Source organism: Streptantibioticus parmotrematis (assembly GCF_019890615.1).
Taxonomy (GTDB): domain Bacteria; phylum Actinomycetota; class Actinomycetes; order Streptomycetales; family Streptomycetaceae; genus Streptantibioticus_D; species Streptantibioticus_D parmotrematis.
The window spans coordinates 90,370-102,545 of sequence record NZ_JAINVZ010000020.1 but is presented as its reverse complement, the minus strand read 5'-3'; the positions used below and the strand labels follow the sequence as shown (position 1 = coordinate 102,545).

Sequence of the window (12,176 nt, the reverse complement as noted above, 5' to 3'; positions counted from 1 at the left end):
CCCCCGAGCGCCCCCGAACGGCCGAGGAAATCCGCCTCCTCGCCGCCGCCTCCGCCCGTCCGGGCAACCAACGCCGCCGCGATGACGTCCTCGATCCCAGCGGAGCCGACGCGGGAGCCGGTCGTGACGACCGCCGACCGTTCGCACGACCGGCCCCCGCGCAGCGTCCCGCACTACAGTGGGGCGGACGGGCCGACACCGGCCCCCGAACGATGACCACCACGATCTGGGAGCGCATGACGTGCGGCCGGTAGGCAGCAAGTACTTGCTGGAGGAGCCGCTCGGGCGAGGAGCCACGGGCACCGTCTGGCGGGCCCGGGTACGCGAGGCCGCGGAGCCGGTCGAAGGCGTCGAGTCGCGGCCCGGCGAGGTCGTGGCGATCAAGGTGCTCAAGGAGGAGCTGGCCGGCGACCCGGACGTGGTGATGCGCTTCCTGCGCGAGCGTTCCGTACTGCTGCGGCTCACCCACCCGAACATCGTGCGCACCCGCGACCTGGTGGTCGAGGGCGACCTGCTCGCGCTGGTGATGGACCTGGTCGACGGCCCGGATCTCCACCGCTATGTACGCGACAACGGCCCCTTCAGCCCGATGGGCGCCGCACTGCTGACCGCGGGCATCGCCGACGCCCTGGCCGCCAGCCACGCGGACGGCGTCGTGCACCGCGATCTGAAGCCCGCCAACGTGCTGCTGGCGACCAGCGCGGACGGCTCCGAGATGCACCCGATGCTCACCGACTTCGGCATCGCGCGCCTCGCGGACTCGCCCGGCGTCACCCGAACGCACGAATTCGTCGGCACGCCCGCGTACGTCGCCCCGGAGTCCGCCGAGGGCCGCCCCCAGACCTCCGCCGTCGACGTCTACGGCGCGGGTGTCCTGATGTACGAGCTGGTCACCGGCCAGCCGCCGTTCCGCGGCGAGAGCGCGCTCGAAGTGCTCCACCAGCACCTGAGCGCCGAACCGCGCCGCCCGTCCACCGTGCCCGAGCCGCTGTGGACGGTGATCGAGCGCTGCCTGCGCAAGAACCCCGGGGAGCGCCCCAGCGCGGTCAACCTGGCCCGCGCGCTGCGCGTCGTCGGCCACGGCGTCGGGGTGCACGCCACTCCCCAGCAGGCCGAGGCCGCCCTCGGCGTCGCCGCGCTGCTCGTCCCCGACCCCGATCCGGCCCGCGTGCCCGGCACCGGCACCGCCGGCGGCACCGGTCTCGGCGCGGGAGGCGGCTCCGGCGAGGCCGCCCCCACGCAGGTGCTGCCCGGCGGCAGCCGCGGCCCGCAGCCCGGCGGCTTCGGCCCCGGCGACCCGAACGCGGCCACCAGCGTGCTGCCCAGCACCGGCTCCGGTTCCGGCAACGCCAACGGCAACGGCGGCGGTGGCGACGCGGCGGGCACCCGGGTCATGCCGCCGATGCCGGACGGCGCCCCGCCGCAGCCGCAGGGCCCGCACCCGTGGGAGTCGCAGCTGAGCGCGGCCCGCAGCCGCAACGAGCAGACCGAGGTGCGCTACCTCGACCCCAGCGAGGACCCGCTGCGCCACCGCCCGCGCCGCAGGCCGGGACAGGGCCAGTTGCCCCCGGACCTCGCCCGCCCCCAACAGCCGTACGGCGGACAGCAGTACGGCGGCGGGCAGCAGCAGTACGCCGGTCGCCCCCAGCAGTACGCGGGCGCCCCGCAGTCCCAGCGGTACGCCGAACCGCAGCCGCAGCGCTACGCCGAGCCGCAGCGCCGCCCGGAGCGCGAGCCCGCGCCGCGCCGTGAGCCGAGGCCGCGCAGCCGCATGCGCGTCCCCGGCGCGGGCTGCCTCAAGGGCTGCCTGTTCATGGTCGCGATCATTGTGGTCATCGGCGTGCTGGTGTGGAACTTCACGCCGGTGCCGCAGTGGGTGGCCGACGGCCGCAGCTGGTGGCAGGCGAGCAGCGACTGGGTCCGCACGGCCTGGCACTGGGCCTCCAACCTCGGCAACTCCTCCAGCACGGTGCGCCAGAACGTGCCGACCAACTACGGCCAGTAGGACGCCCGGCCTACGGCCAGTAGGGTGCCCGGCCTACGGCCGGTAGGACGCCCGGCGCGTTCCGGCAGCGTTCACCGGCGTACTTCGGCGGGGGGCACCGGCGTGCTCCGGCGGGGGTTCAACTGCCCCGCCGGAGACGCTCACTGAGGTGATTTATCGACTTCCTGAGGGTGATTTCCCGCGCAGAAGCCGCACTCACCACCCTCCGGTGCCCCCAACACCCGCTCCTCCGCGTAGCTTTGTCGCCAACGCATTCGCCGCGGCGGACCGTCGTACGACATCCGCGGGCGTGGGACGAGTCGGAGCAGCCTTGGCACGGAAGATCGGCAGCCGGTACACCGCCCAGCAGGTCCTCGGGCGGGGATCCGCCGGAACGGTATGGCTGGGCGAGGGACCCGAAGGTCCGGTCGCCATCAAGCTGCTGCGCGAGGACCTCGCCTCCGACCAGGACCTGGTCGGCCGCTTCGTGCAGGAACGCACCGCGCTGCTCTCCCTCGACCACCCCCGCATCGTCGGCATCCGCGACCTGGTCGTCGACGGCACCGACCTCGCCCTGGTGATGGACTTGGTGCGCGGCTCCGACCTGCGCTCCCGGCTCGAACGCGACCGCCGCCTCGCCCCCGAGACCGCCGTCGCCGTCACCGCCGACGTCGCCGACGCGCTGGCCGCCGCGCACGCCGCCGGCGTCGTCCACCGCGACGTCAAACCGGAGAACGTGCTGCTGGACGCCGCCGCGCCCACCGGTCCCGGCGGCGCCCCGCCCGCGCTGCTCACCGACTTCGGCATCGCCCGCCTCGTGGACGCCCCGCGCCGCACCCGCGCCACCCGCATCATCGGCACACCCGATTACCTGGCCCCCGAGATCATCGAGGGCCTGCCGCCGCGCGCCAGCGTCGACATCTACGCGCTCGCCACCGTGCTGTACGAACTGCTGGCGGGCTTCACGCCGTTCGGCGGCGGCCACCCCGGAGCGGTGCTGCGGCGGCACGTCACCGAGACCGTCACCCCGCTGCCCGGTATCCCCGAGCCGCTGTGGCAGATCCTCGCCCAGTGCCTGGCCAAGGCGCCCGCCTCCCGGCTGACCGCGGGCGAACTCGGCGACCGCCTGCGCGGGACGCTGCCGCTGCTGGCCGGGGTGCCGCCGATCGAGGTCGCCGCGCCGGACGGCCGCGGTGACGAGAGCAGGGACGCGTACGACGACGGGGACGAGGCGGACGACGCGGCGTACGGCGACCGGCCCGAGGGCGCCCGGCGCGGTGCCGTACCGCTGGTGCGCGCCGCCGCCCCCGACTCCAGCCGCGACACCCACACCAGCATCAAGCTGCCGACCGCCGAGGAACTGGCCGCGGGCCCGCCCGGCGCCCGCCGCGACCCGTCCGACCGCGGCACCGGCCACGGCCACAAGCACCGGGCGGTGCCCGCGGCCGTGCGGCGCCGCAGGCTGAAGCTGGCCGCCGCGGCCGCCGCCACCGTGGTCGCGGCCGGGCTCGGCGGCTGGGCGCTGGCCTCCGGGGGCGACAGCGGCAAGCACCACTCGCGCCAGGACGACGCCCCCGGCTCCGGCGCCCCCGATCACGCGATCCCCACCGCTCCCACCGGCACCGCGGCCTCCCCGCAGGGCGGCACCGGCGCGCCGGTCGCGTTGCCGCGCTGGTCGGCGTTCCACGACCTGCCGCGAGCGGGCGTCTCCCTCACCGGCGGCCCCCGCGCGCTCGACCTGGCCGGGACCACGTACGTCTTCGCCCGTGGCACCGACCAGAACATCTGGTACGTGACCAGGGACGACGCGAGCGGCCGCTACGGCTTCTGGCAGCGGCTGACCGGCATACACGTCGCCGACGACCCGGCCGTGGTGTCGGCCTCCCCCGGCACGCTCGACCTGTTCGGGCTCGGCACCGACGGGCTGTTGTACCGCAGGACCCTGGGCACCACGGGCGGCGGCTGGAGCGAGTGGTTCCAGGTGGACGAGCGCACGAAGTTCGACGCGGCCCCCGCCGCCGCGTCCAGCGAACCCGGCCGCATCGACCTCGTCGGCCGCACCGGCGGCGACCTGGTCACCGCCTCCCTGGTGGACGGCCGCTGGAACGCCTGGGCGGTCGTCCCCACCCCCGGCCAGATCACCGGCGCCCCCGGCCTGGTCTCCCGCCGCGGCGGCACGCTGGAGGCGTTCGTGGTGCGCAAGGCGGACGGCGCCGTGCTGCGACTGCCGTACGCGGACGGGGCGTGGCGGCCCACGCAGGTCGTCCAGGGCATGCCCGCCTCCGGCCGGGTCGAGCCGGTCACCCTCGCCGGGCACACCTGCCTGCTGGCCCCGGCGCCGGGCGGTTCGCTGACGCAGGCGGTCAGTTCACCGGCGGGCGTGTGGGCCGTGCAGCCGCTGCGCGAGCCCGCCTCGTCGGGCGTGGCACTGACCGCCTCCGGCGGCACCGCGGACGTATGGGTGACCACCGCGGACGGCAGCCTGGCGTGGGCGTCGGGACGGCTGTAGGGCGCCTCGCGCGGGAGAACGGGGGCGGCCGGGCGGGGTACCTGGGACGGCCGGTCGGGGCGCGAGTGGCGGCCGGGACCGTGCAAGGCGGCGGCCGGGGCCGTTGATCGCCCGCCCGGGGCCGCCTTCCGGGGCGAACCGGTACCCTGAACCCCGTGGCAATCCTCGACGCATCCGAAGAGCTGAAGTCCCTCTCCTCCACCATGGAGTCCATCGAGGCCGTTCTCGACCTCGACAAGATGAGGGCCGACATCGCCGTGCTCGAGGAGCAGGCCGCGGCCCCCTCGCTGTGGGACGACCCCGAAAGCGCCCAGAAGATCACCAGCCGCCTGTCCTACCTCCAGGGCGAGCTGCGCAAGACCGAGGCGCTGCGCGGCCGGATCGACGACCTCGAGGTGCTGTTCGAGCTGGCCGAGGCGGAGGACGACGCCGACACCCGCGCCGAGGCCGAGACGGAGCTGACCGCCGTGCGCAAGGCGGTCGACGAGATGGAGGTCCGTACCCTCCTGTCCGGCGAGTACGACGCGCGCGAGGCGCTGGTCAACATCCGCGCCGAGGCGGGCGGCGTGGACGCCGCCGACTTCGCCGAGCAGCTTCAGCGGATGTACCTGCGCTGGGCCGAGCGCCACGGCTACCCGACCGAGGTCCTCGACACCTCGTACGCGGAAGAGGCCGGCATCAAGTCCACGACCTTCGCGGTCAAGGCCCCGTACTCCTACGGCACGCTCTCCGTCGAGCAGGGCACCCACCGCCTGGTGCGCATCTCGCCCTTCGACAACCAGGGCCGCCGCCAGACGTCGTTCGCGGGCGTCGAGGTGCTGCCGGTGGTGGAGCAGAGCGACCACGTCGAGATCGACGAGTCCGAGCTGCGCGTCGACGTCTACCGCTCCTCGGGCCCCGGCGGCCAGGGCGTCAACACCACGGACTCCGCGGTGCGCATCACCCACCTGCCGACCGGCATCGTGGTCTCCTGCCAGAACGAGCGCTCACAGATCCAGAACCGCGCCTCCGCGATGAACGTCCTGCAGGCCAAGCTGCTGGAGCGGCGCCGCCAGGAGGAGCAGGCCAAGATGGACGCCCTCAAGGGCGACGGCGGCAACTCCTGGGGCAACCAGATGCGTTCGTACGTGCTGCACCCGTACCAGATGGTCAAGGACCTGCGCACGGAGTTCGAGGTCGGCAACCCGCAGGCGGTGCTGGACGGCGAGATCGACGGCTTCCTGGAGGCGGGCATCCGCTGGCGCAAGCAGCAGGAGAAGTAGTCCCGCCTGCGGCTTTCGCCGAAAAGGCTTCCGCACGAACAACTCGTGCCGTTTGTGCGGAAGTTGGAGTTCTTTATCACAGCCCTATACCCAACTGCCCGGCAAACGTTGTCAATTCCGGGCATCACGCGCTGAACGACCTTGACGGTGCCATGGAAAATGGGAAGGCTGGCGCGCGGCAAGCGTATGGCGGGGCGCGGGCGAACGGGGGCGGGGGGACCGGAGGCGGTCCCCGGGGTTCGAAGCGCCCCGAGATGTCGCCGCTTCGGTCATAGCTGCCCCGTATTCGATGTGATCAGCTGCTGGGGGTAGTTGGCGAATGACCAATCGTAAGACTCGCGTGCGCATGGCACGCATAGCCGCCGGAACGGTCTTCCTGGCCGGCGCGTCCCTGACCGCGGTCGGCACGGCCCAGGCGGTCGGCATCGGCGTCGGCGTCGGCGGCACCCAGGTGGGCGTCCAACTGGGCGGCAACGACGACCAGGGCACTGTCGCCGGTGAGGCCCAGGGCCAGGACTCGGGTACGACCGCCGGGCAGAACGCGGGCTCGACGGACGGCCAGGACGCCGGTCCGACGGGTGGCGAGACCCAGGGTCAGGACTCCGGCACGTCCGCGGGCCAGACCGAGGGGACGAGCGTCGGGCAGACCGCCGGTGAGGCCCAGGGGCAGACCCAGGGCCAGGACTCGGGAACGTCCGCCGGGCAGAGCGCCGGTTCGACGGACGGCCAGAGCGCCGGCCCGACGGGTGGCGAGACGCAGGGCCAGACCTCCGGCACGTCCGCGGGCCAGACCGGGGGCTCGACCTCCGGCCAGAACGCGGGCCAGACGGGCGGCGAGACTGCCGGTTCCACCGCGGGCTCCACCGCCGGTTCCACCGAGGGCACGACGTCGGGTCAGACCGCCGGGTCCACCTCCGGCACGTCGGCCGGACAGACCGGCGGTTCGACCTCTGGTTCCTCGCAGGGGCAGACCGGCGGCGGTTCCTCCTCCGGCTCGAGCCAGGGCGGCACCTCCGGCGGTGGCTCGTCCAGCGGTGGCGGGTCCTCGTCCGCCGGCGGTGGCTCCTCCACCGGCGGCGGCTCGTCGTCCACCGGTGGCGACAGCACCTGCACGCTGTCCCAGGACAGCGTGACCTGCGGTGGCAACAACGCCAGCACCGACAACACCGCGACGTCCCAGGTCGCGCAGGGCCAGGCCAAGGAGCAGCTGGCCGAGACCGGCGCGGGTGACACCACGTTCCTGATCGTGGGCGCCGCGACGATGATCGCGGGCGGCATCGCCTTCCGCGTCATGCCCCGCCTGACCAGCCGCCGCACGGCGGCCTGAACGGCACGGCAACGGGACACGGGCTGAAGCCCTGGGGCCCGGGGCGCGCGGACTTCGCGCGCCCCGGGCCCCTTCTCATGAGGTCAGGTCCTCCTGACGTATCACTGCAACGCCGCCACCTGGTTGGGATCGAGTGCGTAGTCCCATGTCTGCACGGTGCTCACCATGCCCGGGAAGTAGAACGTGCCTCCCGCGTATTTGCCTTCGCCCACGGTGAGAGCGCCGGACGCGTTCCACGAGGTGACGTTGGACTGCGACGCGGCCAACTTCCCATTGATGTACAACTCGGCCGTCCTGGTCGCCGCGTTGTAGACACCGACCAGGTGGGTCCAGGTGTTCGCGGTGACTCCGGCTGCGTACGCGTCGGTCCAAGTCGCCGTCGATGAGTCCGCTGACGATACGGAGAAGGACCAGACCGACTTGTTGCACACCAGCACGAAGGCGCTCTGCTGTGCGTCGCCCTGCGCGGCGAGTGTGGCGTCACCCGTTGGCAGGGAGGACAGGTTCGCCCATGCCGAGATGGAATAGCTCTGCGACGTGTTGAGCAACGGTCCTGCGCTCGCGGCGTAACCGCTGGTGCCGTCGAGCGAGAGGACTTCGCCCCGCGTGGGGTCGTCGGTCCAGGTTGTCGTGCCGTTCAGGGTGAGCGGGTTGGTGCCCACCGTGGCGTCGTTGTCCGCGAACCCGGTGTCGTTGGGCGCCGTGTCGGAGACCGTCGTGTAGCCGGTGCCGTCGTCGAAGCCCCAGGTGTCGTGTGGCGGCAACAACGTGTTGGCTTCTGCGCCGAATCCGGCATTGGTGAGATTGACGTGGTCGCCGTTGTCGAAGCCCGGGCTCAGCTCTTCCGTGCCGTCGGACTGCTGGGTGGCGACGGCGCCGTCGAAGTCGGCGTTGTACGTGGGGTTCGTCGTCGCCCAGGGATTGCCTTGGCTGCCGAGCCAAGCGTTGACGTTGGTGCGGTACAGGTCCACCGAGTTGCCGGTGGTGCACTGGTCATTGAAGGCGGCGCCGTCGCCCGCATACTGCAGGCAGGGCGTCAGGGAGGCGAGGATCGGGGTGATGCCCCAGGATTCCAGCTGCTGGAGCAGGGCACTGTAGGCCCCTACCAGGTCACTGTCGCTCGTTCCGTTCAGGAGATCCTCGAGTCCCTCGTTGACGATGACGCTGCTGATTCCAGGATCATCCAGGATGTCGCGATCGATGCGTGACAGGGCCGCCGGGCCGCCGTACGTGCCGCCGTTGGGATTCGATTCGGGAAAGTCGGTCATCACCTCGTTGGCCTGCATGCCCTCGGCCACGCTGCCGTACGGCGTGGGAGTGGTCGGCTCGTCGTCGGTGAGGATCGCGGAGACGTAGTGGCCGTCGCCGACGGGCTTTGCGTGCGGCTGAAGGGGATCGACGAGCCCGTCCCCGAGGACCGCGTCGGTGGGTGTGCCGGACGAGGCGACGTCGAGGTTGGTCACCAGGTCGGTGAACCCGCCGCTGACACTGCCGGTCGCGGTGAACGGGGCTCCGGTCGTGTCGGCGGTGTGGTCCCCGGCGCCGATGGCCGTGACGTACTGGTAGGTGTCACCGTCCGCGAAGGGGTGCTGTACCAGATAGGGGACGGAGTTCGACAACTGGAACGAGACCAGGAGGTACTTGGTGGGGTCCACGGTGAACGGAATCGGGTCGCTGTAGACCATGCCGCCGGCCGGGACGGTCACGCTCTGGCTGCCTCCGAAGGTCAGCGTCGACGGCGCCGAGGCCGGTGAGGGCGAGGGCGATCCGGCATCCGGCGCGATGGTGGTATGGCCGATCACCAACTTGCTGTAGCCCAGAGCGTTGTCCAGCTTGATCCGCACCGTGTTGCCCGCGATCGAGGGTTTCATCGCGATCCGGAAGGTCTGGTTGCCGAAGCTCGTGCCTTCGAAGTTGTACTGGCCCTCATTGGGGCTCGCCCACGCCCCCGTCCAGCTCTGCCCGCTGGGCGGGGTCGCTATCGAGCCGTCCGCCTTCGGCGTTCCTGCGGTCGTGTCGCGCGTCGCCATTCCGAAGATGTGCAATGCCGGTGTGTTGTTGTCGGCCGACTGCGACACGTCCGGCAGGGTCACCGACGCGATGGTCTTCGACGGGTCGATGGGGACCGCGAAGGGATAGATCTTCGGCTGCTTGGTCGTGTCCGTCGACTGTCCCGAAGACGTGTTCCAGTGCGGGAGATAGGCGCCGGCCAGTGACACGGGTCCCGCGATCCAGTCCGGCACCGTCAAGTCGTATGAAGCCGTCGTCCCGTCCGTGTACGTGATCAATCCCGTGGCGGGGCATGCCTGGCCGGTGTCCGTGCCCGAGAAGCAGTACGACCCCGTCACCGCCGTGCCCTGGGGCACGTACGGCGCCGTCGCGTCGCCGCTGATCGCTCCCGGGTCCGCAGCCGTGGCGTGCGTCGACGTCGCCAGGAACATCAGCGCGTTGCCCGAACCGCTATAGGTGATGGTCTGGTTGGCGGCCAGGACGTTGTCCTTCTGGCCCGAACCGTACGCGGGCAGCGAGAACGTGGCGCCGTCGATGGTGACCTTGCCGCCGCTGTTCCACCCGGACGTCGTCAGGTCCCCGGCGGAGAAGCTGTTGGAGCCGTCCGCGTCTCCGGCCGAGGTGTTCGTGTCGGAGCTGATCGCGGTGTTGTCGAGGCAGGCCGCGAGGCTCGCGCAGGTCTTCGCGGCGTGGTTGGCCGCGACGAATCCGTAGCCGTACGCGCCGGACACGTCGATGTCGCCTGCCGCGTCCACGGAGTACACCCACAGCGTGTGCGGGCCGGGGGAGGGCGGGGCGATGGAGATCGTTGCCGTATTGCTGCTGGCGGCGGCCACTTCACTGGCCGGCGGGTTGCTGGTCGCCGGAGGAGTGTCCAGGCGGTAGACGAACTTCGACACGCTCGTTCCGCTGCCCGCGGTCAGGGTGAACTGCCCCGAGGTGCCGGCCGTGGCGCCCTTGGTGCCGTCCGCGCCGTTGTTGGTCTGTGGGTACAGGCCGTCCTTCGAGCTGACCCCGGGAGTGTCGGGTGCCGTGGGCTCCGCGGTGAAGTGGCAGACGGACGAGTAGGCGCTGGTGTCCTCGCCGTCGGTCACCTTGGCCTGCCAATCGACGACCTGCCCGCTGGTCAGCGAGGAGATGAAGCTCGCCGGCAGGCTGTACGCCGCGTAGCTGCCGCTGGCGAGGTTGTCACCGCTGACTCCGGTGGCCTTGGTGGACGAGCCGTCGACCCAGTACTGAAAGGTGGCCTGAAGCTTGTCGCCGTCCGGGTCGGAGACCTTGGCCTTCAGGACCGGCGGCGTGCTGGCGATCGTCTTGCCCATGTACGGGTAGGGGGCCGAGGTGTCGCAGGCCGCGTTGTCGGCGCCGGAGACCGCCGTCATGGTGGCGGGCGTGGGCGTCGTCGGGACGCGGTTGAACTGGATCTCCAGGGAAGGGTTGTGGGCGAAGCGGGAGAATCCGTCGTCGTCGTGGCGGGACTCCGCCGAGTCCTCGGACAGGGTGGCGGTGAACGACGACGAGTGGCCCGCCGCGTCGTCCTTGATCGGTGTCAGGACGTTGAAGCCCTCGCTGACGCTGCCGCTGTCGGGACAGAACTTCGGGTTGTACGCGCGACCGAAGTCCGCCGATGTCGAGTAACTGTTGTACCCGGGGCGGTTGTTCCAGTCCGTTCCGGATCCGATGCCCTTGGACCAGTGCAGGTTGACCGTGTACGAGCCCGCGGTGCACGACGCCGAGTAGACCTCGGTGGCCTTCACCGTGGCGCTGTTGACGTGCGCGCCCCACAGCAGTGACGGCAGGTTCCACTGGTAGAGGGCGTGTTCGTCGCCGGTGTCGCAGTCGCCCTCGATCCAGCCGTTGTACCCGACGCCCAGGTAACCGTCGTCCGCCACGTCGGAGGACTTGTCGTAGAACGACGTACTGGAGCAGCCCTGCTTGACCTCGTCGAAGGCGGGCGCCGCGGGGTCTTCCGGGTGCCAGTTGAACGTGGGGTCGATGTAGACGGGATACGCGGTGGAGCGCGCGGCCAGCAGGGAGCCGCTGGGCTTCAGCGACAGCGCGTTCCCCGACACCTCGGCGCCCACCGGTGCGACCCGAGCGGCGAGCCCGGGGTGGCCCGGGTCGGAGGCGTCGGCCGCGACGGCGCCCCGGGAGGCGCCCTTGGACGCCGTCAGCCGGGTGTTGGAGTCCCACATCAGGGGGCTCGCGGCGTCCAGCAGGTCCCGGCCCCGCTTGTCCACGACGCTGAGGGCGCCGTTGCCGGTGGAGTCGAGACGGCCGCCGGACACGTGCGTCGTCAGCCGCAGCTCGCGTACCGCCGGATTCGCCGCGGCCTTGGCGTCGTGGACGACCAGGGTGTCGGAGAAGCCGCCGCTGGCGGTCGCCGTCATCACGAGGTCCACCGAGGGCAGCACCGAACGGTACGTGGCGGTGGAGCCGTCGACCACCGGCTTCGGGAGCCTGCCGGGCCAGGAGAGCGCCAGCGTGGTGCCGCCGGAACGTGTGGTGACCAGGAGGCCGCTGCCGCCCGGCGAGAAGGAGACGGTTCCGTAGGCCGTCGCCGCCGGGGACCACGAGCCGTCCGCTCCCTGGCGGAGGGACAGGCTCACGGGTACCCAGGACCCGTGTTGGCGGGTGCGGACCGGCTCGGGACTGGACGTCAGCTCGAAGCCGCCGCGCGGGTCCGCGGTCACCTGCTGCACGGGGGTGGTCAGCGCGTCGACCACGGCCGTCTTGCCGCTGCCGGTCGCCCGCGCCGCCGCCGAGGCCATGGCCGAGTCCTGCGCGGCCGTCGCCCCGTAACCGTCGGACAACGGCAGCAGGTTGGACGTGTTCCCGCCGGAACGCGGCTCCGGTGCCGGCTGGCCGGACGCGTAGCGGGGGTGCTGTCCGGCGGGCGCGGTGACCGCGTGCGCGGCCGGCAGCCCCAGCGGGCCGATCAGGAGGGCCGCTGTCAGTCCGGCGGTGATCCTGCCGCGTTTGAGTCTTGGTCGCGTCCCGGGTCTCGGGGTCGTGTGCATCGTGGTGCCTGCTCCCATGCGGTGACTCGTCGGGCCGGCGGGCCCGGCCGCTCTCGAAGCTAGG

5 protein-coding genes and 1 pseudogene are annotated in these 12,176 nt (G+C 72.0%); 5 read left to right on the top strand and 1 reads right to left on the bottom strand.

Annotated elements, in window-relative coordinates:
* Positions 1–241: 241 nt before the first annotated feature.
* The 5 genes and pseudogenes from K7472_RS24700 (at position 242) to K7472_RS24685 (ending at position 7,082) form a co-directional block, all read left to right on the top strand.
* Entirely contained in the window at positions 242–2,005 is a 1,764-nt protein-coding gene (locus tag K7472_RS24700) for a serine/threonine-protein kinase (RefSeq protein WP_222980745.1), read from the top strand.
* Between the two features lie 310 nt (positions 2,006–2,315).
* Positions 2,316–3,599 (top strand): annotated as a pseudogene (locus tag K7472_RS32945) (serine/threonine-protein kinase); the annotation flags it as partial.
* 48 nt (positions 3,600–3,647) lie between these two features.
* Positions 3,648–4,493 carry a DUF8189 domain-containing protein gene (locus K7472_RS33855; RefSeq protein WP_504740136.1) on the top strand — a complete coding sequence of 282 codons (846 nt, stop codon included), beginning with the start codon at positions 3,648–3,650 and terminating at the stop codon, positions 4,491–4,493.
* A gap of 155 nt (positions 4,494–4,648) precedes the next feature.
* Positions 4,649–5,755: a peptide chain release factor 2 gene (gene prfB, locus K7472_RS24690; protein WP_222980743.1), complete on the top strand. Its 1,107-nt coding sequence runs from the start codon at positions 4,649–4,651 to the stop codon at positions 5,753–5,755.
* 346 nt (positions 5,756–6,101) lie between these two features.
* Positions 6,102–7,082: a hypothetical protein gene (locus tag K7472_RS24685; RefSeq protein WP_252396168.1), complete on the top strand. Its 981-nt coding sequence runs from the start codon at positions 6,102–6,104 to the stop codon at positions 7,080–7,082.
* 101 nt (positions 7,083–7,183) lie between these two features.
* On the opposite strand, the gene K7472_RS24680 is transcribed toward K7472_RS24685, so the two are convergent.
* Positions 7,184–12,130, bottom strand: a complete 4,947-nt coding sequence (locus K7472_RS24680) for a LamG-like jellyroll fold domain-containing protein (protein ID WP_252396167.1) — start codon at positions 12,128–12,130, stop codon at positions 7,184–7,186.
* Positions 12,131–12,176 lie beyond the last annotated feature (46 nt).

Coding starts and splice junctions, on each gene's coding strand:
- K7472_RS24680 (WP_252396167.1), bottom strand. CDS start 12,130: ATGGGAGCAGGCACCACGATGCACACGACCCCGAGACCCGGGACGCGA.
- K7472_RS24685 (WP_252396168.1), top strand. CDS start 6,102: ATGGCACGCATAGCCGCCGGAACGGTCTTCCTGGCCGGCGCGTCCCTG.